This window comes from Lysinibacillus agricola (genome assembly GCF_016638705.1).
GTDB classification, from domain to species: domain Bacteria; phylum Bacillota; class Bacilli; order Bacillales_A; family Planococcaceae; genus Lysinibacillus; species Lysinibacillus agricola.
The window spans coordinates 127,501-151,264 of the sequence record NZ_CP067341.1; the positions used below are offsets into that span (position 1 = coordinate 127,501).

Here is a 23,764-nt window from a genome sequence, read left to right on the forward strand (position 1 = left end):
TTTGGTACAACTTGTACAGGATAGGTAGGAGCCAGAGATCTCGGAGCGCCAGCTTCGAAGGAGGCGTCGGTGGGATACTACCCTGGTTGTATTGAAATTCTAACCCATGCCCTTTAGCGGGGCAGGAGACAGTGTCAGGCGGACAGTTTGACTGGGGCGGTCGCCTCCTAAAAAGGTAACGGAGGCGCCCAAAGGTTCCCTCAGAATGGTTGGAAATCATTCGTAGAGTGTAAAGGCACAAGGGAGCTTGACTGCGAGACCTACAAGTCGAGCAGGGTCGAAAGACGGGCTTAGTGATCCGGTGGTTCCGCATGGAAGGGCCATCGCTCAACGGATAAAAAGCTACCCCGGGGATAACAGGCTTATCTCCCCAAGAGTCCACATCGACGGGGAGGTTTGGCACCTCGATGTCGGCTCATCGCATCCTGGGGCTGTAGTCGGTCCCAAGGGTTGGGCTGTTCGCCCATTAAAGCGGTACGCGAGCTGGGTTCAGAACGTCGTGAGACAGTTCGGTCCCTATCCGTCGTGGGCGTAGGAAATTTGAGAGGAGCTGTCCTTAGTACGAGAGGACCGGGATGGACACACCGCTGGTGTACCAGTTGTCTTGCCAAAGGCATCGCTGGGTAGCTATGTGTGGACGGGATAAGTGCTGAAAGCATCTAAGCATGAAGCCCCCTCAAGATGAGATTTCCCATTACGCAAGTAAGTAAGATCCCTCAAAGACGATGAGGTAGATAGGTTCGAGGTGGAAGTGTGGTGACACATGGAGCTGACGAATACTAATCGATCGAGGACTTAACCAAAAATGTTTGAAACATTCAATGCACCGTTTATCCAGTTTTGAAAGAACAAAACCTTTCATTTTAGAGTTTCAAAATACGACGTATATTGAAAGCCAAAGAGAGCTTCAAGACACAAGTAGTACAAGGAAGCAAACGAGTGAATGAGGGAGCGTACTTCTGTACGTGACTGATTGAACGAGAGAAGCTGACGCAGTAATACGCCGTGTATTGGAGATCGTCAATAGTCTAGTGATGATGGCAAAGAGGTCACACCCGTTCCCATACCGAACACGGAAGTTAAGCTCTTTAGCGCCGATGGTAGTTGGGGGCTTCCCCCTGTGAGAGTAGGACGTCGCTAGGCAATCTAAAGTCTGAGAATTTTTTCTCAGGCTTTTTTTATTTTTTAAAAAAATTTTGGCTGTCTTATACAACAAATGTATAGGACAGCCTTTTATCTTGTGTAGCGAAAGCAAAGCGGCAGCTACAGACTCTCGCCTCTGAAGGTGGTGAGATGAATGCGGATGTCACTAAAATTCAAGGGCATTTCTAAGATTATTTAAATAAGATTGGCTAACAGGTAGTTCACTTCCATCCTTTAGAGTGACAATAAAATTAGAAGTAAGATCACGGGCCATTTTTTTTATGAAATGAATATTAACAATATAGGATCGATGAATACGAATAAAAGATGAAGGTAAACGTATTTGAAGTTCTTTAAGTGTAATGCTCGTTTTAAACTGTTCTCCCTCCACATAAAACCACGTTTTTTTCTGCAGGCTTTCAATATGAGAGATTTTTTCAATTGCAACAGGATTCCATTCCTCTTCTTGTCTTCCAGTTAAAAATTGAAAGGGCTCTAATTTCTTTTCGGTAAAGGCTGAAGGTAATACTACAACAAGTGCTGCAGGCACATCTAAAATATTTATCGGGTAGCCTATCCCATAATATGGGGTTTCAAATAGGGAATTATCTAAAATGGCGTCTGTCCGTTTCCTTGTGCGTAGTACTTGCTCTGCAATGCTGCCGGATTGTACTTGTTGACCTACTTCCAAGTTGATGTTTTGATGTCCAGAATGAAAATAGATATAGGAGCTTTCGGCAGCAATTGCAATGGATGAATTGGCTGGAACCCAGTCTTTTAACATTGAAATAAACTGTTGTGAAATATCTTTTGGCAAAGAATTAAACTCATTATTCATTGTGAATATCCCCCTTGTTTGTAAACAGTTTACCAAATTTCGTCGCTAAAAAAAGCGGTTTCATCATTAAAATTTGGTATTTTATCTAAAAATAATGAAAATTCAGATGTTCTGTTATATATTAATTTACAACAAATAAACCTGTTATGGAACAGTTAATTAAAAGTTTTTTAACAGAGTATATTGTATACAAAGGGGAAGGTGGAATTTCAATATGTCAACACGTCAAGAAAAAATCCAAGCATTAGAAAAACAATGGGCAGAAAACCCTCGTTGGGCAGGTATTGAACGCGCATATTCAGCTGAAGAGGTTGTTAAGTTACAGGGCTCTGTTGTACTTGAACAAACTTTAGCAACTAAGGGTGCCGCTCGACTTTGGGGATCTTTACATGAAGAACCGTTCATTAATGCATTAGGTGCATTAACTGGTAATCAAGCTGTACAACAAGTAAAAGCAGGATTAAAGGCAATCTATTTATCAGGCTGGCAAGTGGCTGCTGATGCTAACCTTTCTGGTCAAATGTACCCTGACCAATCCTTATATCCAGCAAACTCTGTACCATCAGTAGTTAAGCGTATAAACCAAGCTTTACAACGTGCAGATCAAATCGATCATGCTGAAGGACGTGTAGATCAATTTGACTGGTTCGCTCCAATCGTAGCAGATGCTGAGGCTGGCTTCGGTGGACCTCTGAACGTATTTGAACTTGTAAAAGGAATGATTGAAGCTGGAGCTGCTGGTGTTCACTTAGAAGACCAATTAGCTTCTGAGAAAAAGTGCGGTCACTTAGGTGGTAAAGTGTTACTTCCAACACAAAATGCTGTTCGTAACTTAATTGCTGCTCGTCTTGCAACAGACGTAATGGGTGTAGATACAATTTTAATCGCTCGTACAGATGCTGACGCTGCTGATATGGTAACAGCTGATATCGATCCACGTGATGCTGAGTTTATTACTGGCGAACGTACTCCAGAAGGCTTCTTCCGTACAAAACCAGGTATCAAACAAGCGATTGCTCGTGGTTTAGCTTACGCACCATATGCAGATTTGATTTGGTGTGAAACTTCTAAACCATCTCTTGAGGAAGCTCGTGAATTTGCGGCAGCTATTCATGCTGAATTCCCTGGTAAATTGCTAGCATACAATTGCTCACCTTCTTTCAACTGGAAAGCGAATCTATCAGAAGAAGAAATCGCAGAATATCAACGCGAGTTAGGTAAATTGGGATATAAATTCCAATTCGTAACATTAGCTGGTTTCCATGCATTAAACCACTCTATGTTTGAGCTTGCACACGATTATAAAGATAATGGTATGGCTGCATACTCTAAGCTACAGCAAGCTGAGTTTGCTTCAGAAGCAAAAGGCTACACAGCTACACGTCACCAACGTGAAGTAGGTACGGGTTACTTCGATGATGTATCTCAAGTTATCTCTGGTGGTAATTCTTCTACAACAGCAATGGCTGGTTCTACAGAAACAGAACAATTCGTATAAGTTTGGTAAAGTACGCGAATTCCTAAATTCATAATCATAGATTTGTCTCCTCCGCTCCTCCTAAAGCGGGGGATGACTACTTAATATCGCAAAGGTGGGGGAAACAACTGATGGAACAAGCAACAACAGGTAAGCTTAAAATTGTTGGGGAGCAAAACGAGCAAACAAAAGAAATTTTAACATCAGAAGCCCTTGAGTTTGTTCTTGCCCTGCATGAAAAATTTGATGCTCGTCGAAAAGAGCTGTTAGAGGCTCGTCAAGAACGTCAAAAGCGTCTTGATGCAGGTGAGAAACTCGACTTCTTACTAGAAACAAAGCATATTCGCGAGGGAGATTGGACAATTGCACCACTTCCAGCAGATTTGCAAGACCGTCGTGTAGAAATTACAGGACCTGTTGACCGTAAAATGGTTATTAATGCTTTAAACTCTGGTGCAAGAATGTTTATGGCTTGCTTTGAAGATGCATCTGCCCCGACATGGGAAAACATGATTGGTGGCCAAATTAATATGCGTGATGCTATTAATAAGACAATTGAATTCACACAAGCATCCAATGGGAAAACATATAAGTTAAATGAAAACACAGCTGTGTTATTAGTTCGTCCACGTGGTCTTCATTTACTTGAAAAGCATGTACTAGTGGATGGCGAACCGATTTCTGGTAGTTTCTTTGATTTCAGTCTGTATTTATTCCACAATGCTAAAAATGCATTGGCACAAGGTACGGGTCCTTATTTCTACCTACCAAAGCTTGAAAGTCATTTAGAGGCACGCTTATGGAATGATGTCTTTGTTTTTGCACAAGATTATATTGGAATTCCACAAGGGACAATTAAGGCAACTGTTTTAATCGAAACAATTTTAGCAGCATTTGAAATGGATGAAATTTTATATGAACTACGCGATCATTCAGCGGGTCTGAATTGTGGACGTTGGGATTACATTTTCAGCTATATCAAACGTCTGCGCAATCAACCTGATGTCATTTTACCGGACCGCGGACAAGTAACAATGACTGTACCATTCATGAAGGCATATACTTCTTTATGTATTCAAACATGTCATAAACGTAATGCGCCTGCGATGGGCGGTATGGCAGCACAAATCCCTGTTAAAGGTGATGACAATGCGAATGCTGTAGCGTTTGCAAAGGTTGCAGAAGATAAACGTCGTGAAGCAACAGATGGCCATGATGGAACTTGGGTAGCGCACCCAGGTATGGTTGCAACGGCGATGGAGCAGTTTGATGCGATTATGACGACACCAAACCAAATCCATAAAAAGCGTGAGGATGTAAATGTTACAGCGGAAGATTTAGTAGCTGTTCCAGAAGGTACAATTACACTTGAGGGTCTTCGTATTAACTGTAGTGTAGGAGTTCAGTATATTGCTTCTTGGCTACGAGGCAATGGAGCCGCACCGATTAACAACTTAATGGAGGATGCTGCAACTGCAGAAATCTCTCGTACACAAGTATGGCAGTGGATTCGTCATTCAAAAGGTATCTTGGATGATGGTCGTGGCATTACATTGGCATTTGTACTAGAAATCTTGGAGGAAGAGCTTGTGAAAATCAAAGAGGCTGTTGGGGAACAAGCCTATAACGGCGGTCGCTATGAAGAGGCTGCTGAGCTGTTTAAATCTTTAATTGAGCAAGATGAATTTGCCGAATTCTTGACGCTTCCGGGATACGAAAAATTAGCTTAACTTCTTTCAGCAATCGCTGAAATTATGCCGAGGCATAATTGATTTGAGATAAGAATCTACTAAACGAACATATCCAACTTTCCTAGATTGTTGTGGACTGAACTCGAATGGAGTCCACCCAATTTTTCCACTGACGTAACGAGCGGGGTCTGTTCCCCCATTCCTTACTGAAAAATGAGCATGGTTACAAATTATAAGGGGTCTACTTAAAAATAAAGATAAAGAGATTTAAAAGGGGTGAAAGATGTCTTGCGGGCTTAGATGGGGAGCTTGTAAGGCATTTTTTTATCTTCATTCTAAGGAGGAGCGTAAAATGCGTAATAAAGAATTATTATTAGTTCCTGGACCAACTCCAGTAGTAGGTGAGATTTATGATGCCTTAGCAAGTGAAACGAGGGGACACACGGATCCACGTTTTGTTTCAATATATAAAAGTGCTATAGAACAAACAAAAAAATTATTTCAAACAGATGGCGAAGTTTTTGTGATAGCCGGGTCTGGAACACTTGCTATGGAAATGGCCATTGTCAATACAATCGGTAAAGGAGAAAAACTACTCGTTATTAGTCACGGTTATTTTGGTGACCGATTTACACCATTAGCGAAAGCTTACGATATTAATGTAGAGGTACTACAGGCTGAATGGGGTAAAGAAGTTGAAATTTCTGCAGTTGAAGAAAAATTGACAGAGGGAAATTTTAAAGCTGTTACGATTACACATGCCGATACATCTACAGGTGTAGTATCCAATTTGGATGCATTAGTACCAATCATTAAGAGAGCTGGAGCACTTGTTATTTTAGATGGAGTTGTGGCGACTGCTGCCCTTGAAGAAAATATGAGCAAGGAATATGGCCGTCCTGACTATAAATTGGATGTTGTGTTAACAGGATCACAGAAGGCTATTGGTGTACCACCAGGTTTAGCAATTATCGCCTTCAATCAATCTGCTTTAAAGGCACGCGAGGCATTGGGTTCGATTCCGGCCTATTATAGCGATATTAAAAATTGGATTCTGGTAATGAATGATCCAGGGAAATACTTTGCAACTCCTCCGGTAAACTTAATTTATGCATATGATGTGGCGATGAACATTGTACTAGAAGAGGGCATTATAAAACGAGAGGCACGGCATGTCGCATATGGTTGTGCAATAAGAGCTGCATTGTCCACGTATGGTATGGTGGCACTGGCCGAGGAAGCGGTTGCTGCACCGACACTTAGCTGTTTACTTTATCCTGAAGGAGTAGAGGATGCGAAGTTCCGTGCAAAACTTGCAGAAAAAGGTGTGATAGTAGCTGGTGCACTAGCGCATTTAGCAGGAAAAGCCTTCCGTATCGGGCATATGGGCAATACAACCCCTGCAATGCTTGAGGAGGCTGTAAGATTGATAGGGGAAACATTAAATGAACTAGGATGCACAGTTGATATAGAACAAGCTGTTGCATGTTTAAAAGAAAAATTAGCAATAGTTACGAAATAACTATTTGAAAGGAGATGTCTCGAATGAATCATGAGACATCTCCTTTTTCGATTATTTAACTACGGCGAGCACAAAGCCATCATAGCCTTTATTGCCAACTGTTTGTATTGCAGTGGATTCAATTCGTGATTCTTCTTGCAATAAATCTATAAACTGTCGCACACCTTGTACCCGTTCGTCTTCACTTTTTTCATCGACCACTGCACCATTACGCACAACATTATCAGCGATGATTACTGCCCCTGAATTAGCCAATTCTAATGCCCACTTCAAGTAGTGTGGATTATTGGGCTTATCTGCATCAATAAAAATTAAATCGAATAATTGCCCTGCTTTTTTCAAAATAGGCAATGTATCTAATGCCTTTCCAACTATAATTTCAACTTTATGTTCACAGCCAGCTCTTTTAATATTTTCCCTAGCTACTGAGGCATACTCGGGATCAATTTCAAGTGTGTAAACTTTACCCTCGTTCGGAAGAGCACGGGCCATCCAAATACTACTATAGCCACCAAGTGTTCCGATTTCTAAAATGTTTTTTGCTCCTTTTATTTTAGCTAGTAAATATAATAGTTTGCCTTGAGTAGGTGATACATCAATCTCCGGAATACCTGCTGCTTTATTAGCTTGTAATACTGCTTCAAGTTCTGTGTCTGCCGGTATTAGTTTTTCCATAAAGTACTCATCTACATTATTCCAAACATTTAAATTGGTCATCAAACAGTCCCCGTTTCCGCATTTTTTCCTGCAAGCTTGCATGTAAAGTGTATGATAGAATGAATCATAATAAAAATATATTATTATTATTAATTTATAACTTTAGGTTATGGGTGTGAGGTGGAATCGTGAATATTCATGGATTAAAATTGTTTTATCAAGTTGCTACTACAGGTAGTTTCACGAAAGCGGCAGAATTACTTCGTATTAGTCAGCCAGCAGTTTCAAGTCAAATAAAAAAATTTGAGCAAGAGATTGGCGTTCAATTATTTAAGCAGCAAGGACGGGGCGTAGTATTAACTGAATTTGGGGAAGCTTTGGCAGAAAAAGCGAAAAACCTTGTTATGCTTGAAGAACATATTGAATCATTCATTGAAGATCATCGTCTTGCTAAAGCAGGAACAATACATATAGTTGCTACATACTTACCAGCTAACTTTCTAATCCCTAAGTGGGCCACTACCTTTAAAGGGGAAAATGAAGATGTTAATTTAGTTATTACGACAACTAATACCAAAGATGCTTTTGAGCAGTTAATACAGTATAAAGCTGATATTGCTATTTATGGTGGTGGTATATTAGAAAGACCGGAAGAAGTAGCGTGGGAGGAGCTTTTTGAGGATGAATTATGGTTTGTCGTCGCACCTGATCATCGTTATGCAAATCAGTCCATTTCACTTGCTGACATGATGAGAGAGCCTTTTATTATGCGTGAGGAAGGAAGCTCCATGAGAGAGCATCTTTTTTCTTTATGTCAAACGTATCAAGTCAAACCACCTAAAATCGCACTACAGTTTAATGGAATCAATGAAACGATCCGTTCGGTAATGGCAGGCTATGGTGCAAATTTTATTTCGTCACTAGCAGTTCGAGAGTATGTTGATAGTGGGCAATTGGCAAGAGTTTATGTAAAGGATGTTCATATTAAACATAAAATTGCAATTTGTGCAAGAAAGAATGAAAGGCATAGTTTACTTGTGCAAAAGTTTATAGAAATTGTTAAGAACTCTTTGTAATTGCAATATCCCTTTCTTTATGTACAAAAAATGATTATTTGTTATATTAATTATATAACAAATATGGAGATGATATTAATGTTTATTGAAATAGAGCCACAATCTGACGTACCAATTTATGAGCAGGTAACGCGTCAAATTATTGAAGGAATTGCAAGAGGGGATATGAAGCCAGGTGATACCTTGCCATCTGTACGTAATTTAGCGGCAGATTTAGGTGTAAATATGCATACTGTTAATAAAAGCTATCATGAGTTACAGGAGAAGGGGATCATTACAATCAGAGCTAAATCAGGTGCTATTATTTGTTCAACGGAGGAGCGCCCCTTAACACCAGAACAATTACAGCAAATTGAAAAAAATTTAAAGCCTGTTGTGGCAGAAGGAATGGTGCTCGGCGCAACAGTGGAGCAGATCGAGTACATGATGAAAAAGGTATTTGCTGATTTGCATATACCAGCAGAAGGGGTGTAGCAAATGCTACTTGGTGTTTTTACAACTATCTACATCATAACATTAGCTTTACAAGTGTTTGTTCCGTTTATAGTACGGGAAACGATTATCTTTGGCGTGACTGTACCTGAACAAAATGTAAAACATCCAATATTACGTAATATGAAAAAGCATTATGCTCAAATCGTAGGGATTTCTGGTGTAATGTTTTTAATCATTATGATTGTCAGCTACTATGTATTTGCGCAGTCAGGGTTCATGCAAGGTAATTTACTGCTTGGTTGCTTATTTGCAATGCTTGCAGTCAGTATGACACTATATTGGGTGAATCATCAAAAAGTTTTAAAACTTAAAAAGCAAGAGCAATGGGGTTTGAATATAAAACAGGTTCGTGCAATTGACTTAACGGCACGTAGTCGTGATGAAATGCTTCCGTGGCCATTTTATGTAGTCCCTTTCGGTGTTACGGCGTTTTTAATTATCTTTACATTCCTCCATTATGACCAAATACCGAACAATATTGCTGTACACTGGGGTCCTAGCGGTGAAGCGGATTCTTGGAGAAGAAAAACATATTTTACTGTGATTTCATTGCCGCTTATTATGCTAATGTTCCAATGTATGATGTGGGGGATTGTAGATTCCATTAAGCGGTCGGCTATCAAATTGGCTGTTAATCGTAAGGAAGAATCATTGGAAGATCAGCTAAAAAGTCGAAAATATATGAGCTGGAACATAATGTTATTAAGCTATGCCTTCACTATATTATTTACAGTATTACAGCTAAGCAATATCTATCCTTCGATGACTGCAGGAAATAAGCTATTACCAATATTTATTTTATTTTTATTACTCGTTCTTGGCTCAGTACTTGTTTACGCATGGAAAAAACGCAAGCTGAGGGTGAAATATGGAGATCATGTCGCTTCAGAAGTAATGGATGTTGATGAGGATCGCTATTGGAAGGGCGGATTAATTTATATGAACCGTCAAGATCCTTCTGTTTTTGTCGAGAAACGCTTTGGGGTCGGTTGGACAATGAATTTTGCAAATCCACGAGGCTATATCGTAATTGGTTTGCCACTACTAATATTGCTGTTGATTTCTTTCTTTTCGTTATAACTCCTGCGGATAACGACAAACGCAAGGCTTGCAGACCGTCCAGAGAATGGGAGCGGATTTTTTTGTTAAAACAGTGTACTGGAAACAGGTTGGATGGAGGTAGGTTTGAATGAAAATTCTCGTTGTAGATGATGATGTACATATTTTACAGCTAGTGAATATTTATCTGACACGAGAGGGCTATCAGGTGTTACAGGCGGAAAATGGACAACAGGCCCTTAAACTACTTGAGGGGAACTTGCCTGATTTGGCTGTTGTGGATGTCATGATGCCGGGAATGGATGGTTTTACATTAACGGAAACATTGAGCAAAGATTACGATATCCCTGTACTGCTATTAACGGCAAAGGGCGAGCTTGAGGACAAGGAACGAGGGTTTTTGGCAGGCTCAGATGACTATGTTGTCAAACCATTCGAGCCTAAAGAATTGCTGTTTCGCATTGCCGCCATATTGCGTAGGCTAGATAAGAAAAATCAAGTAACAATCCAGGTGGGCAGGCTAGTCATCGATCGTCGAAGCTTTGAAGTTGTCATTGGGGAAGATACACTTGTTCTGCCTTTAAAGGAATTTGAGCTACTGGCATTACTAGCATCGCGTCCGAATCAGGTGTTTACACGTAGTTTCATTATGGAGCAAGTATGGGGCTATGACTATGATGGAGATGAGCAGACTTTAAATACACATATGAAGCGGATTCGTGAGCGTCTGCATCGTTATGAATCAGGTGTTGAGATTACAACGGTGCGTGGTGTTGGCTATAAGCTTGAGGTTATTGCATGATGAAAACGTTATATAGTAAATTTGTTGTCACGACGATGCTTGTTATGATCGGCAGCTTGTGTATCGGCTTTTTAGCGACAAATACTTATTATCATCAAGTTGTGAAGGAAAAAAACGATGCTAAAAATGTGAAAATTGCGCAGGATATGGCAAAATACATTGAGTCTTCAAAGCCTGACGATTTAGATAATTATTTAACGACTCTTGGTGAAATAGGTTATCAAATTTATGCAACAACTGGTAGCGAAGGAGATTTCTTCGGCGGTGAGTATCGTGATAAAACACTACCGTCCAATACAGTCAAGCATGTTTTAAACGGGGAAATTTATCATGGTATGCGTGATTTTCCAAAAGAGACATTTGTAACAGGCTTTTTTGCGAATGAGTTAATTAATACGATAGGTGTGCCATTCACTTATGAAAATAAGCAGTATGCACTGTTCATTAGACCTGATATTCGCTTGTTGTTTTCTGAGGTGCATACGATACTTGGCGGACTAATTCTTGTGATGACAGTACTTAGTCTATTGGCGATGCTACTTTTTGCTAAGGCACTAATTCGTCCTATTACACAGCTAACAGAGGCAACGCATCAGCTTGCACATGAAAAATTCGATACGCTACTGGATATAAACCGAGCAGATGAGATTGGACAATTAGCGGTTAGCTTTAATGTCATGACAGAAAAATTACAGGAAAATGATCGAATGCGTAAAGAGTTTATCAGTAATGTATCCCATGATTTTCAGTCGCCATTGTTGAATATTCAAGGCTATGTAGATTTACTAAAGAATCCCTTGCTGGCCGACAAGGAAAGGCAGGAATATACAACGATTATTGAGCTAGAAACGAAGCGTATGTCGACATTAACTAAGCAATTACTTTTACTAACGTCACTCGACCAATCTACAAGGTTATTAAAGCGTGAACCTTATCGTCTAGATGAGCAATTAAAGGAAACAGTGAGAAAATATCGCTGGCAGCTTGAAGAGGCAAATGTACAATTATCATACCAGATTGAACCAGTAACATATGATGGTGATGCGGGGCTATTGCAAAATGTTTGGGATAATTTATTGACGAATGCCATTAAATATAATGTCGAAGGTGGAGAAATTCATGTTCACTTGCAAGAATCTCCAACTTCAGTTGAAGTACTCGTCAAGGATAGTGGTATAGGAATGACTACTAATCAATTACAAAAGGCATATGATCGCTTTTATCGCGTGGATGCCTCTAGAACAAAGCAAGGTACGGGGCTTGGACTGGCCATCGTAAAGCAAATTGCTGAGCTACATGGAGGAACGGTTCAAATGGAAAGTGTTATTGATTCGGGTACGAACGTTCGTATCAACTTACCCAAGTTGTAATGAGGAGTTCATGTAAAGTTCATGTTCACACGATAGACTGCTGAATAAGTTGAAAAAGCTTAGGAGGAGTAATCGTATGGAACAAAAATGGAGTTTACGCCTTATTCGTCTTGCTGCGATTTTTGCTTTATTTGGTACGTATCTAGGTTCACATATGTCTGGTTCAGGTAGTTATGAATATAGACCGATACATGCACATGTTTTATTAGTGGGCTGGTTAAGTATGTTTGCATGGGGTATCTTCTATCGTGCCTTCAAAGTGAAATCACAAAAATTGGTGACAGCACATGGTTGGACAGCTATTCTCGGTGTTTTTGGCTTAACAATAGGCATGTGGTTCTACAATTTAAATCCATTTAATTTTGGCAGAACATTTACAATGGTCTTTTTTATCGTAGGTGGAACAACACTATTAATTAGCTTTGCTTTATTCATCGTTGTAACATTTATGGTAAATCAAAAAGAAGAAATGAAAAACTAGAAAAAATACCGTGTCACTGTCTTTAATAAGAGGTGGCACGGTATTTCATGTTACTGAAAAACTAAAATGTCCTATTAAATAAAGTATGGCTTGGCAAAACGAGGGGGTGACTTCCGTTGTGACTGAGCACTTTGTTGCTGTCGCTACGCTTTCGCACAGAAAACATCCGCTTCGCTCGACGCTCACCCACAGGAAGTGAGTAGCCTAGAAGAAATCAACCTCACGCTATGGGGATGAGTCCTTTATTTTATATTTTCAAGTGACTTCTTAAGCCATTTTGTTGCCTCATTATAATCCTGTGCAACGCCTTGTCCTTTTTTGTAGAGCATACCAAGCTGGAATTGTGCTTTTTGATGCCCTTGATTGGCGGCCAGTCGATACAGTTGGGCAGCTTTCACAAAGTCCTTTGGTACCCCTTGTCCGTGACTGTGCATTTGAGCTAATTGGTATTGTGCTTTGGCATGGCCCTTAGCGGCAGCCTGCTCAATCCATTTTGCGGCTTCTGTATAATCCTGTTTGACACCTTTTCCCTTATCAAATAAATTACCAAGCTGATATTGAGCGCCTGAATGTCCTTGGATGGCTGCTAGTCGATAGCAGCGTCGTGCTTCTTCTAAGTCCTGCTCGAACCCCAATCCTTGCTCATATAATAATCCTAATTGATACTCAGCCTGAATATGGGACTGATCAGTTGCGGCTCTCCACCATTTTGCTGCTTCAACATAATTTAACGTGACCCCACTTCCAGCTGCATATAATAATCCGATCTCGTACTGAGCATCAGCATAGCCCTTTTCAGCAGCAGCTTTGAAGTATGGGAAAGCTTTCTCTGGTTGCTGAAGCTGATATACATAAAGACGTCCAAGCTCAAAGCCTGCACTTATATGTCCAGTGTTAGCGGCAAGCTGTAACCATTTTTCAGCTAGAGCTATATCATTTTCTTTGACGTAGAGCACACCGAGACAGTATTGAGCATTTAAGTGTCCTTTATGTGCAGCGAGCTTAAACCATTTTATAGCCTCTATGCGATCCTGAGGTATACCTTGACCAGTGTTATATAGCATCGCCAATTGAAATTCAGCATTTGTATGGTCTTGAAGTGCAGCTAAGTGAAGCCATTTCGCAGCTTCTTCAAAATTTTGCGAGATACCACGGCCTTTAAGATACATATAGCCAAGATTATACTGAGCACTTGCATCACCAGCTAATGCTGCCATTTCAAAATAAGCTATAGCCTCCTCATAGCTTTGCTCAACACCAGTCCCATTGTGATAAAGGAAGCCAAGGTTATTTTGGGCACTTGTATTCCCCTGATTGGCCGCTAACATGTACCATTTTGCTGCCTCGGCAAAGTTTAGTGGCATACCAAGTCCTTGATTGTATAAAACACCCAGGTTGTACTGAGCATCTGCGTTCTCTAAATCTGCAGCAGCTTTATAATATTGAGCGGCCTCTTCATAATTTTGTACAACACCATGACCCAAATGATAGAGTACGCCTAAGCTATAAAGTGCGTTTGCATCATTTTGCGCAGCGGCGCGTTCATACCACATTTTTGCAAGTGCATAATCTTTCTTGACACCACGGCCTTGATTATAAAGAGCACCTAAATTATATTGAGCACTTGCATTCCCTTGTTTTGCGGCAAGCTCAAACCAGTTTGCAGCACTTTTATAGGCCTCGGTTGATTGGTCATCTTGAAGTAGCGTATTTAAATCAAAAGCTGAAGTTATATCTTCAAAGTTGGAGCCTATGCGAATCAATTTTGCCTTCAAGCTACGGTCATAGCGTTCGATAAACCATTCTACAATATCACTTATATAATCAAGAACAATTTTTGCCGCCTTTGCCTCCGCGACTTCACTACTATTAATAGAAGTCATTTTGCTTACAAGATTCATTAATAAATAAATGCGACGTGGATGAATTTTTGCAACAAAGCTACGATTCTTGAGTAACGTTAGCTTATTTTTTAGTTTCGGTTCAGTATGCATTTCCAGCTTATAAAGCTCATATAAAATTTCCTCCAGTACAAGGAGGGATTTTTGTAGAGATATAGCAGGCTTTGCAATGGCGAGCGTGCTAGCATCGTGTAAATTTTTAGCCAATTTAATGAAGGATAAAGCTTTTAATTTCTTACATTGATCTTGGAGAATTTCATATTGTATGACGATAGCACTCACCTCTTTCATAAAAATGGCTCATCACCATAACGTGGGGTTGATTTCCGTTCCGGCTGAGCGCTTTGTTGTTGCTGTCGCTTCGCTTTCGCACAGATAAAACATTGCCGCTGACGTTTCGCTCCAGGGTCTCATCTGTGACGCTAATCCCCCAAGGAGTCGCCCAGTCGGAACGAAAATCAACTTATTTACATGGTATACGTCTTGACCAATACCATTCCTAACTTTTGGTGATGAGTCATAAAAACCCTCTTTTTTCATATATCGGGAAAATATCGATATTGTTGAATTGTCCTCGATACATGATACTATTTGTTATAAGGAGAATCGTTGAGATTCGAAGTAGCTACTTTAACTTCTTTCAGCAGGTGTCCAAACACCTGCTGAAAGAAGTTAAAGCCTACGGCGGATGTCAAGTACATCTGCCAAAGTTTCATTTGATAGTTATCCGGGGGATAGAAATGATGAAAAATATTGCAGCAATTATACCAGCCTATAATCCACAACATTCACTTATAACCTATGTCCATCAATTATTAGCCATCACCATTAGCCAAGTTATTATTGTCAATGATGGCAGCGATCAAAAATATGCAGGTGTTTTTGAGGAGTTGAAAAAGATTGACTGCTGTCGAGTGCTAGAGCATGACCACAATATTGGTAAGGGAGGCGCACTCAAAACAGCCTTTGCCTATGTAAGAGCGCAAAGGGGCATGTTTCAAGGTGTTATTACAGTAGGTGCTCATAACCAGCATACTTTACAAGATGTAAAGCTAGTTTTAACGATGACAAAGGTATTTTCTGAAGGAATTGTGTTAGGAGTGCGTAACTTCCATTCTTCGGACAGCACGTTTTTATCATATTGGGGTAATCGTGCTACAAGTTTGTTTTTTGAGGCCCTTTATCATAGAAGACTAATGGATACACAAACAGGTTTACGGTTTATTTCTATAAATGAGCTGCCATGGCTAATAAAAGTAAAAGGCGAACGATATGACTACGACACAAATATGTTAGTTGCTGCACTTAAAAGAAAGTGTCCAATTTTTGAGGTAGAGATAGGTCAGCTACGACTAAAGAAAAATACAGTGATACAATATGATGAAATAACAAATGCAGGGTCAATTATTGCTAAAATGCTTAAGAATTATCTAAAACCAAGGAAAACATAGCTACAGGCGTGGGAGTCTCAATCAAGAACGTAGCGAGTATGGAAAGAAGGAGTAATGATGATGGAATATTCAGATCAAGTGAAAAATCGTGTAAAACGGATGGAAGGTCAGCTACGTGGAATTTTGAAAATGATGGAGGAAGAGAAGGATTGCAAGGCAGTCATTACTCAATTATCGGCAGTACGTTCAGCAGTAGATCGTACAGTTGGTGTAATTGTCAGTACGAATCTTTTAGAATGTGTACAGAATGCTGAAGGTGACGGCGAGAAAATGAATGAAGTTATTCAAGAGGCAGTCAATTTAGTAGTAAAAAGTCGTTAAAATAAAGAGAAGCCTGTCCAATAGAAAAAGGCAATTGATATATTGAAAACTCACTATAATAAAGGTGAGTTTTTATTTTTTTGCAAAAAAATGGTTTATTTCGATACTTATATTTTATTTTTAGTAGTTTATACCTATCAATTGAATTTAATTTGATAGTTAAAAGTCTCGGTTAGTGAACTTGTACGATAGATTTATAGTTACATTCTCTGTTATTCTAATTATAAGAATATAATAAACGGGAAGGTGATTTATAATGAAAAAATGGTTGATAAGCGGAGCGGCATTACTGATGTTAAGTCCAACAGCAGCTTATGCTAAAAATGCAGATGCTCGTCCAGTACACACTTCCCCAGTGATTGCTTATAATGTAGTAGCGAATACCAAAGTAACAACTTGGGATCAATTCACAACAGAAATCGTAAAACAATTAAATAATTTCGCACCGGAAATTAAAATTACATATAGTGGACCAATGACTGATTTCAATAAAAAAATTATGGAAGCTTTTGAAAAAGCACAGGAGCAAGCAGTCTATGCGAGCGGTCATTTGGAAAGTACTACTATTTCTGCAGATTCAACAGGCAATGTGACATTTAAAGTGAAATATATTACAAACCAAAAACAGGAAGCTGCCGTACAAAAAAAGGTTGATCAAGTATTAAAAACGATTATTAAGCCTTCTATGACAGAATTCGAAAAAGTAAAAGCGATTAATGATTATATTGTGTCAAATACTGCATATGGTACTAAAACAAAGGCTAGTCCCCATAGTGCATATGCATTGTTAATGGAAGGACAAGCTGTATGTCAAGGCTACGCGTTAACGTCCTATAAAATGTTGGAGCAAGCAGGGTTCGACACAAAGTATGTTGTAGGCTATGTTAATGGTAACGAGGCACATGCATGGAATTTAGTGAAGGTAGATGGTAAATGGTATCATCTAGATACAACATGGAATGATCCGTTACCAAATCGCATTGGCGCCTCTTCGTACGATTATTTTTTAGTAACGGATGCGCAGCTTAAGAAAGACCATAAGTGGATAGCTTCAGATTATCCTGCTGCAACAAGTACAACATACAGCTATATGCAAAATGTTCACTTTGCCTATCAAGTTAATAACACACTATACTTCAGTAATACTGCGGATAACAATAAATTGTATAAGCTTGATTTAGCAAGCGGTAAGAAAACTAAAGTTATTGATAAACGTGCCTTGTATATTACAGGAGCGGATAACTATTTGTATTTCAGTGATTACAGTAACAGTGGTTACTTAACAAAATTAAATCTTAAAACATTAAAAGCTGAGGTGCTCGCGAAGCAAGTGGTTTCTGATTTAAGAATAAGTGATAATTATTTAATTTATAAAGTTAATGCAAAAGATCAAACGCTTAAAATTAAATAAGCTTCAAGGTACGCTATTATTTATTGCGTAAGTAGGGGAAATGGGTGACAAGGTCGTTCGCTTGCGAGATCCAATCACCATACACCTCAAATTACAAATATCTTTATCTATTGATAAAATGAAAGCACAAAAGGACTTCCGAGTGAGTTCTTTGTGCTTTTTTTGTATATAATGAAAACAGGAAAACGTTCGGAGGTGAGGATTTTGTGGAAAAAATTAGCCATTATCGTAATTATCGTTATTTTTATTGACCCTATCTATACAGCTGGTAAAGCAGTTGTACAACAAGTGATAACTTGGACAAATAATGATGAGATAGAAACGATGCTTCTCTCAACAAAGGAAAAAATCATAGATGTTACTGCTAAACTTTCAGAGAATGCCTCCATTGAAACGGCCACACCTATAGAAGAAGAACCAGAAGAGGGGGTAGCCGTTACAGCTCCTACTGCCCAAAAGCCTGAAGCCAAGTTAGTTGTAACGAATGCAAAGGAAATGGCTGATGCGATGTATGCGTACTACAGTAGTTTTTCACCTACGTTTGAGATTCAATATAAAGGCGATACACAACGAATTGAACAGCTAGTGGAAGAAGCCTATGAAAATGCTATAAAACGAGATGATTATGTATATGGACATATTAGTAAGCATTCAATTCGATTTGAATATGGAAGAAAAACGGCCACAATCTTTGGGGAGCAAAGTTATTTAATGACCCCAGAGCAGGCAGCATTTGTTGAAATGAATGTTCAAGAGATTGTAGCCTCTATCAATGAAAATTCATTAAGTGATGTAGAGAAGGTTAGGGCTGTCAATGATTATATCGTTGCCAACACCGCCTATACAGATCAAACGAATTCAAGTCCACATAGCGCATATACAGTGCTTGCAGAGCATGGTGGCGTTTGCCAAGGCTATGCATTGTTGGCTCATTCGATGTTACAACAGTTAGGTATAGAAACAAAATATATAGTAGGCTATGTCGGACAAGAAGGACATGCATGGAATTTAGTAAAGCTCGCTGGCAAATGGTATCACCTTGATACTACATGGAATGACCCAGTACCTAATCGTAAAGGGGTGGTACGCTATAAATACTTTTTAGTAGATGATCGTACGATGGCTAAAGATCATACGTGGATTGCTGAAGACTACCCGAAAGCAACGAGTACAACGTATAACTATTTTCATGATGTAGATTTCTCTGCACAGGTAGGACAGCAAATATTTTATAGCAATGTTTCTGATGATAATAAATTGTACGTGCTTGATTTAAAAACAGGTAAATCGAAACGCGTTTCCAATTCACGTGCACAATACATCGTTTATGCAGATGGCTGGCTATATTTTAGTAATTATTCTCACGGAGCGTATTTAACAAAGATTCGCCCGGATGGAAGCGGAGAACAAATATTAAATAGGGAAGATACGAAGGATTTATTTGTGAAGGACGGCTATTTATATTTCACGACAAATGAGCTTAAAAAAATGGCACTGTAACGTTATCAGCCAAAAATAAAGAGCCTATGATCAGATTGTCATAAGCTCTATATAGAGTTATGGCGAGATTGTAATCTGTGGTTATTTCAATTTTGTTTTATCACAACATATTAGTGTAACATGCCAGAAGATGCATGCTTTATGAAGTGGTTGATTGGAGTGGAGACTGAGCGACTCCTCGGGGATCAGCGTCACAGATGAGACCCTGGAGCGAGCAGAGCGAGTGAAGCGGCTCATCGGACGCCCCCAGGAAAGCGCTCAGTCGGAACGGAAATCAACTCCTCGTTTTGCAAAAGAGAAATGGATACCTTGAGTTCATTGAACATAATAATTTTCAACAACATGAAGAGCCTATGACATTACAAACTGTCATAGGCCTTTTTTGTTCGCTCCATAAGATAATAGATTGGTTGATGCTGACACAGAGAAACTTCAATTTTCGGATACGTCAATTCCATTTCCTGGGCAAAAGTTTTATAAATGATAGGATTATGCTTAATGGCACCACCATTACAATAAAGGCTAAATGCTTCGCCTTGATAGTCGACTTTTTTCAACACGGCGCATGCAAGGAGCGCTAATTCATGGGCAGCACGCATTGCTATTTGAAGAGCACATGAATCCTTTTTGGTCACGGCATCTGCTAAAAATGCACCCATTTTAGCAAGCTGCGCATTCGTGTAAGATGGACGGAACAGCCATGCAGCTAGCTCTGTAACATCTCGGATCCGTAAGTAATCATAGACAGCATTTTTTAAGATGGTCGGCTCACCACGCCCGTCTTCCATTCGGAAAATGGCGCGTATAACTTCTTGTCCTAACCAATAACCACTACCTTCATCTCCTGCACGATGTCCCCAACCACCTGCACGTACTATTTGCGTACCATCAAATGCGTACGCAATGGCTCCTGTTCCAGCAATGAGTAAAGCGCCTGCCTGTCCGGCAGTAACACCCAGTAAAGTGGCCTGTGCATCATTTTCTATAATAAGCATATCAATTTTAAATTGTAATGCCGATAAGGCGCTATGAACGATTGCTGATACGATTTCATGATCTTTGGGAGAATCAATTCCAGCCATTGCAAAGGTAGCTACTGCAATATTTGAGCAATCTTGCTTTTGTAAAAAGTCCTGCACATTTGCTAATAACGCTTGCAATATCTCTGTAGCCGATTCAGCGCCGATTGCTTGATAATTCGAGCCACTTGTTGATGTTGTATATTTTATTTCACCAGACTCGGCATGTACGACCGCACATGCCGTTTTTGTAGCACCACCGTCAATAATAAGTAGCCATTCCATCATTGATTCCATTCCTCTATAAATACTGTTAATTGCTTTTCTGCATCAACAATCATAGACTCCTTCAAACGAATCCACTCATAAAGGTTATGAGCATTTGCCTTGGAGCGTTCAAGAGATTCTTTCATCGTTACGGGCGCTGGACCGCCAGGTAATGTGCGGACAGCAACGAAAGTCTCTGGTTTTAATGCGTTATAAAAATCTTCCTCAGAAATTTTTAATGGTTTATCAGTAATTAATTTGGATTGTGTATTTGCTAGACCCCATGTAAGACTTGCTAGAGACTCTTCACCATGAGAGAGCAATACCTTTATACATTTACTAACAATACTGTGTGCTTGGCGGAATGAAATCCCTTCAGAGCGCACTAATGTATCAGCAAGCTCTGTGACATTGGCAAAGCTATTTTCTGCTCGATTTCTTAGTTTTTTCTTGTTTACATTCATCGTGACAACAAGCGAACCAAATAGCTTGTAAATACCTATTAAACGGTCGATCGCGCGCCATAAATATGGTTGCATATCATCTTCGGTGTCCACGATATCTCCAAACGGTGTATTATGTACCATTTGTAATACTGTACTAGCATCACCAACAACCGCTGATAGCAATGAACGTGTATGCTCTATCGAAACAGGGTTGCGCTTTTGTGGCATGATAGAACTAATTTGTACGTACGGGCTTGCCAGCGTAAATGCATTGAATTCCTGTGTAGCCCATAGTAAAAAATCCTGGGATGTGCGGCCAAGATTAAGTGCCGCAAGCTGAACAATACTCGCTGCCTCTGCAATATAATCCGCACCAGCAACAGCATCCCACGCATTTTCGATAATATCATCGAATGCCAATAACTCGCGCATACGCTCTCGACTAATTTTGAAGCCTGTTGTCGTTAATGCCGCTGCTCCCATACTGCTGCGATTCACCGTTTTGTAGACATGCTGCAAACGTTCAAAATCTCGTTCAAGTTGATCGATAACAGCTTTCAAATAATGAGCAAAGGTTGTTGGCTGTGCCTGCTGCGTATGTGTATAGCCAATCATAATCGTATCAACGTGCTCCATAGCAGCTGCGATTAAATCATCCCGTAAAGTCAGTAATTCTCGCATGAGCAATAACAATTTTTTTCTTAAAGTCATTCGATAGATGGCTATGCCCATATCATTACGACTTCTACCAATGTGAAGATTCCCAGCAACATCGCCAGCAAGCTCTATTAATTTATTTTCGATGCGGAAAAATAAGTCCTCATATCGCGGGCTGTAATCTTCTATACGATAATAGTTCAAGTCTAATTTTTTTAGTGCAATACCAATTTCTTTAGCTTCTTCTTTTTTTACAAGTCCCTGTTCTTCTAACATTTTTAAGTGTGCAATATTGATTTGTAGAATAATTGTTAAAAAGTTTTTCTTGGCTTCATCATAAGCTGGCTGTAAGACAATTTTACGATAAATATTGGAAGGGAAATTCATCCCATCTTCTTGCTGTGTTTTATTGCGGAAATCTTCAAACATATTAATTGCCTCCTAGTAGATTAGCAGTTATATGGCTGAACCAGCACTGCCTTTAGATAACTTCTCGGAAATAATAAGCACAATTAAAATTAAACAAATTTGTAAGACACCATATGCACAAGCAGTTCCAAATTTAAACGCATACAATTTTTGGAATATCGCCACTGATAATGGGATTGTTGATGAACTGTAAATAAGAATAGACGCTACGAATTCACCAAAGCTTTGAACAAGTGCTAGTAACGTACCTGCCAAAATGCCCGTAAATGTAAGTGGTAGTACAATACGTCTAAATGAATACCACCAATTTGCCCCTAAACTTCGTGATGCTTCTTCGATAGATTGATCTAATTGAACAAGAGATGCCGATGTAGATCGGAAAACAAGCGGTAAATGTCTAATAAAATAGGCTAACGGCAAAATCCAGAACGTTCCGATTAGTACTTGATTAAAGGCGAATATATTTTCTGTACTAAAGGCTGCGATTAAATTGACAGCTACAACCGTTCCCGGCAATGCCCAAGGAACCATGATTAAAATATCGAGTAATGTTTTACCTTTAAAGTTTAATCGCACCATAGCATAGGCTGCTGCAACACCGAAAATTATATTGCCAAATGTTGCGATGATCCCCATTTGAATGGAGTTCCAAATTGGTCGCCATGTCCGTTCATCTGTAAAAAGTGCTTGATAATGATCCAATGTATAGTCGGTTGGAAGAATTTGTGTTTTCCATGCACCGTCAACAGAAAATGAAATTAATATAAGCACTAAAATCGGCAAGATCAAAATTAATGTGCCTATGAAAGACGCAATAGTCGCTATAATTTTCATACGTTTTGAAGACACTTCAGATCGATGAACACTGATGCCCTTGCTTAGGTTTTGATAATTTCTGCGGTTCTGATACCAGCGCATAATAATTAAAAAAGTAATGGAAACAAAGGAGAGAATCATGGATTGTGTCGCTGCCATATCTAAATTCCCATTCGTACGTGATAAATAGATTTGCATTGTCATCGTGCGCTCAACACCGAACATTAAAGGTGCAGTGTAGGATGCCATAGATATCATAAATACGAGTAGGGATGAGGCAACAATCGAAGGTGTTAACATGGGCAAAATAACCTTTGTCCATACTCGAATACGCCCGGCACCTAAACTAGTTGCGGCTTCCTCTAAAGCTGGATCAAGACCTTTTATAGCTGCTGAGGCGGTTAAGTAGAAGTAAGTGTACATAGTGAATGTATGTACTACGATAACCCCCCATATGCCTTTTAATGAAAAAGGTACTTGCTCTAAACCGAATAGGTGCTGAAACGCACGTGGGAAAATACCACTGTCTCCATACAAAAATGAAAAGGAAAGTACACCAACTAATGGAGGAAGAGCCATAGGTACCAATACTAAAACAGAGAGTATCCGTCTTCCGGGGAAATCATAGCGTTCCAGTAGAAATGCCATGGTAACACCAACGATTGCACAGCAAATAACACTGATAACGGATATATATATACTAGTCCACAATGCCTCTATATTTGCTGGGCTAGCGATATTAAAAAATTTTTTATAAGTTGATAGCGCATCATCACCAGAGAAGCTTTCTATAAAAGTTTGATAGAACGGGTATACTACATAGGCGAACAACACTAAAAATAAAGGTGCAACTAAAATATAGACAAACCAATTTGAGCTAGTTAGTCGTGTCCATGCATTTCCTTCAGAAGGATTGAGGTGTGTTTTTTCCATGT

The 23,764-nt window shown here is 39.5% G+C and carries 19 protein-coding genes and 2 rRNA genes (1 of these 21 cut by a window edge); 15 read left to right on the forward strand and 6 right to left on the reverse strand.

Translation table 11 applies throughout. From position 1 onward, the window contains the following. Together FJQ98_RS00635 and rrf are read left to right on the forward strand one after the other, a co-directional pair. Window positions 1–803 (forward strand): 23S ribosomal RNA (locus FJQ98_RS00635) (it extends 2,133 nt beyond the left edge of the window). A gap of 224 nt (window positions 804–1,027) precedes the next feature. Next, window positions 1,028–1,143 (forward strand): 5S ribosomal RNA (gene rrf / locus FJQ98_RS00640). A 166-nt stretch (window positions 1,144–1,309) separates the two neighbouring features. Here rrf and FJQ98_RS00645 read toward each other — a convergent pair. Next, window positions 1,310–1,981, reverse strand: a complete 672-nt coding sequence (locus FJQ98_RS00645; protein WP_053592690.1) for a LytTR family DNA-binding domain-containing protein — start codon at window positions 1,979–1,981, stop codon at window positions 1,310–1,312. A gap of 214 nt (window positions 1,982–2,195) precedes the next feature. On the opposite strand from FJQ98_RS00645, the gene aceA reads away from it, so the two are divergent. From aceA to FJQ98_RS00660, 3 genes are all read left to right on the forward strand, one after another. Beyond that, on the forward strand, window positions 2,196–3,479 hold the full coding sequence (gene aceA, locus FJQ98_RS00650; RefSeq protein WP_053592689.1) for an isocitrate lyase: 1,284 nt from the start codon (window positions 2,196–2,198) through the stop codon (window positions 3,477–3,479). Between the two features lie 110 nt (window positions 3,480–3,589). Continuing rightward, window positions 3,590–5,188 (forward strand): malate synthase A, encoded by a 1,599-nt coding sequence (aceB, locus tag FJQ98_RS00655; protein WP_053592688.1) that lies wholly within the window; start codon window positions 3,590–3,592, stop codon window positions 5,186–5,188. 313 nt (window positions 5,189–5,501) lie between these two features. Further along, window positions 5,502–6,671 (forward strand): pyridoxal-phosphate-dependent aminotransferase family protein, encoded by a 1,170-nt coding sequence (locus FJQ98_RS00660; protein WP_053592687.1) that lies wholly within the window; start codon window positions 5,502–5,504, stop codon window positions 6,669–6,671. A 51-nt stretch (window positions 6,672–6,722) separates the two neighbouring features. Here the strand turns inward: FJQ98_RS00660 and FJQ98_RS00665 are convergent, their stop codons facing one another. Next, window positions 6,723–7,388, reverse strand: coding sequence for an O-methyltransferase (locus FJQ98_RS00665; RefSeq protein ID WP_053592686.1), 666 nt, complete (start codon window positions 7,386–7,388; stop codon window positions 6,723–6,725). 128 nt (window positions 7,389–7,516) lie between these two features. Here FJQ98_RS00665 and FJQ98_RS00670 point away from each other — a divergent pair, with 128 nt between their 5' ends. The 6 genes from FJQ98_RS00670 to FJQ98_RS00695 all read left to right on the forward strand — a co-directional run bounded on the left by FJQ98_RS00670 (window position 7,517) and on the right by FJQ98_RS00695 (window position 12,611). Next, complete coding sequence (locus tag FJQ98_RS00670) at window positions 7,517–8,404, forward strand: LysR family transcriptional regulator (RefSeq protein ID WP_053592685.1); 888 nt, start codon at window positions 7,517–7,519, stop codon at window positions 8,402–8,404. Between the two features lie 78 nt (window positions 8,405–8,482). After that, complete coding sequence (locus FJQ98_RS00675; RefSeq protein ID WP_053592684.1) at window positions 8,483–8,878, forward strand: GntR family transcriptional regulator; 396 nt, start codon at window positions 8,483–8,485, stop codon at window positions 8,876–8,878. A gap of 3 nt (window positions 8,879–8,881) precedes the next feature. Further along, on the forward strand, window positions 8,882–9,979 hold the full coding sequence (locus FJQ98_RS00680) for a DUF1648 domain-containing protein (RefSeq protein WP_053592683.1): 1,098 nt from the start codon (window positions 8,882–8,884) through the stop codon (window positions 9,977–9,979). A 109-nt stretch (window positions 9,980–10,088) separates the two neighbouring features. Continuing rightward, window positions 10,089–10,760, forward strand: a complete 672-nt coding sequence (locus tag FJQ98_RS00685; RefSeq protein ID WP_053592682.1) for a response regulator transcription factor — start codon at window positions 10,089–10,091, stop codon at window positions 10,758–10,760. Next, window positions 10,760–12,130 (forward strand): sensor histidine kinase, encoded by a 1,371-nt coding sequence (locus FJQ98_RS00690; protein ID WP_053592695.1) that lies wholly within the window; start codon window positions 10,760–10,762, stop codon window positions 12,128–12,130. The genes FJQ98_RS00685 and FJQ98_RS00690 overlap by 1 nt, the downstream gene beginning before the upstream one ends. 76 nt (window positions 12,131–12,206) lie before the next feature. Next, window positions 12,207–12,611 carry a hypothetical protein gene (locus FJQ98_RS00695; protein ID WP_053592681.1) on the forward strand — a complete coding sequence of 135 codons (405 nt, stop codon included), beginning with the start codon at window positions 12,207–12,209 and terminating at the stop codon, window positions 12,609–12,611. Window positions 12,612–12,853: 242 nt separating this feature from the next. Here the strand turns inward: FJQ98_RS00695 and FJQ98_RS00700 are convergent, their stop codons facing one another. Then, entirely contained in the window at window positions 12,854–14,803 is a 1,950-nt protein-coding gene (locus tag FJQ98_RS00700) for an SEL1-like repeat protein (protein WP_241774471.1), read from the reverse strand. 449 nt (window positions 14,804–15,252) lie between these two features. Here FJQ98_RS00700 and FJQ98_RS00705 point away from each other — a divergent pair, with 449 nt between their 5' ends. From FJQ98_RS00705 to FJQ98_RS00720, 4 genes are all read left to right on the forward strand, one after another. After that, window positions 15,253–15,963 carry a glycosyltransferase family 2 protein gene (locus FJQ98_RS00705; protein ID WP_241774470.1) on the forward strand — a complete coding sequence of 237 codons (711 nt, stop codon included), beginning with the start codon at window positions 15,253–15,255 and terminating at the stop codon, window positions 15,961–15,963. 60 nt (window positions 15,964–16,023) lie between these two features. Then, window positions 16,024–16,284: a metal-sensitive transcriptional regulator gene (locus tag FJQ98_RS00710; protein ID WP_010857552.1), complete on the forward strand. Its 261-nt coding sequence runs from the start codon at window positions 16,024–16,026 to the stop codon at window positions 16,282–16,284. 256 nt (window positions 16,285–16,540) lie between these two features. Next, window positions 16,541–17,695: a transglutaminase domain-containing protein gene (locus FJQ98_RS00715; RefSeq protein WP_053592680.1), complete on the forward strand. Its 1,155-nt coding sequence runs from the start codon at window positions 16,541–16,543 to the stop codon at window positions 17,693–17,695. Window positions 17,696–17,890: 195 nt separating this feature from the next. Continuing rightward, window positions 17,891–19,195 (forward strand): transglutaminase domain-containing protein, encoded by a 1,305-nt coding sequence (locus FJQ98_RS00720; RefSeq protein WP_246494259.1) that lies wholly within the window; start codon window positions 17,891–17,893, stop codon window positions 19,193–19,195. 359 nt (window positions 19,196–19,554) lie between these two features. Here the strand turns inward: FJQ98_RS00720 and FJQ98_RS00725 are convergent, their stop codons facing one another. Genes FJQ98_RS00725 through FJQ98_RS00735 form a run of 3 tightly spaced genes read right to left on the reverse strand, consistent with a single transcriptional unit; the run spans window position 19,555 to window position 23,762 of the window. Further along, window positions 19,555–20,502 (reverse strand): N-acetylglucosamine kinase, encoded by a 948-nt coding sequence (locus FJQ98_RS00725; protein WP_053592678.1) that lies wholly within the window; start codon window positions 20,500–20,502, stop codon window positions 19,555–19,557. Next, on the reverse strand, window positions 20,499–22,013 hold the full coding sequence (gene argH / locus FJQ98_RS00730) for an argininosuccinate lyase (protein WP_053592677.1): 1,515 nt from the start codon (window positions 22,011–22,013) through the stop codon (window positions 20,499–20,501). The genes FJQ98_RS00725 and argH overlap by 4 nt, the downstream gene beginning before the upstream one ends. A 27-nt stretch (window positions 22,014–22,040) precedes the next feature. Then, window positions 22,041–23,762, reverse strand: coding sequence for an ABC transporter permease (locus tag FJQ98_RS00735; protein WP_053592676.1), 1,722 nt, complete (start codon window positions 23,760–23,762; stop codon window positions 22,041–22,043). Window positions 23,763–23,764: the final 2 nt, after the last annotated feature.

Bases quoted from the DNA above. Each gene is read 5' to 3' on its own strand.
- FJQ98_RS00665 (WP_053592686.1), bottom strand. From the start codon at position 7,388: ATGACCAATTTAAATGTTTGGAATAATGTAGATGAGTACTTTATGGAA.
- FJQ98_RS00685 (WP_053592682.1), top strand. From the start codon at position 10,089: ATGAAAATTCTCGTTGTAGATGATGATGTACATATTTTACAGCTAGTG.
- FJQ98_RS00735 (WP_053592676.1), bottom strand. From the start codon at position 23,762: ATGGAAAAAACACACCTCAATCCTTCTGAAGGAAATGCATGGACACGA.
- FJQ98_RS00690 (WP_053592695.1), top strand. From the start codon at position 10,760: ATGAAAACGTTATATAGTAAATTTGTTGTCACGACGATGCTTGTTATG.
- FJQ98_RS00695 (WP_053592681.1), top strand. From the start codon at position 12,207: ATGGAACAAAAATGGAGTTTACGCCTTATTCGTCTTGCTGCGATTTTT.
- FJQ98_RS00680 (WP_053592683.1), top strand. From the start codon at position 8,882: ATGCTACTTGGTGTTTTTACAACTATCTACATCATAACATTAGCTTTA.
- argH (WP_053592677.1), bottom strand. From the start codon at position 22,013: ATGTTTGAAGATTTCCGCAATAAAACACAGCAAGAAGATGGGATGAAT.
- FJQ98_RS00710 (WP_010857552.1), top strand. From the start codon at position 16,024: ATGGAATATTCAGATCAAGTGAAAAATCGTGTAAAACGGATGGAAGGT.
- FJQ98_RS00705 (WP_241774470.1), top strand. From the start codon at position 15,253: ATGATGAAAAATATTGCAGCAATTATACCAGCCTATAATCCACAACAT.
- FJQ98_RS00715 (WP_053592680.1), top strand. From the start codon at position 16,541: ATGAAAAAATGGTTGATAAGCGGAGCGGCATTACTGATGTTAAGTCCA.
- aceB (WP_053592688.1), top strand. From the start codon at position 3,590: ATGGAACAAGCAACAACAGGTAAGCTTAAAATTGTTGGGGAGCAAAAC.
- FJQ98_RS00725 (WP_053592678.1), bottom strand. From the start codon at position 20,502: ATGATGGAATGGCTACTTATTATTGACGGTGGTGCTACAAAAACGGCA.
- aceA (WP_053592689.1), top strand. From the start codon at position 2,196: ATGTCAACACGTCAAGAAAAAATCCAAGCATTAGAAAAACAATGGGCA.
- FJQ98_RS00700 (WP_241774471.1), bottom strand. From the start codon at position 14,803: ATGAAAGAGGTGAGTGCTATCGTCATACAATATGAAATTCTCCAAGAT.
- FJQ98_RS00675 (WP_053592684.1), top strand. From the start codon at position 8,483: ATGTTTATTGAAATAGAGCCACAATCTGACGTACCAATTTATGAGCAG.
- FJQ98_RS00660 (WP_053592687.1), top strand. From the start codon at position 5,502: ATGCGTAATAAAGAATTATTATTAGTTCCTGGACCAACTCCAGTAGTA.
- FJQ98_RS00645 (WP_053592690.1), bottom strand. From the start codon at position 1,981: ATGAATAATGAGTTTAATTCTTTGCCAAAAGATATTTCACAACAGTTT.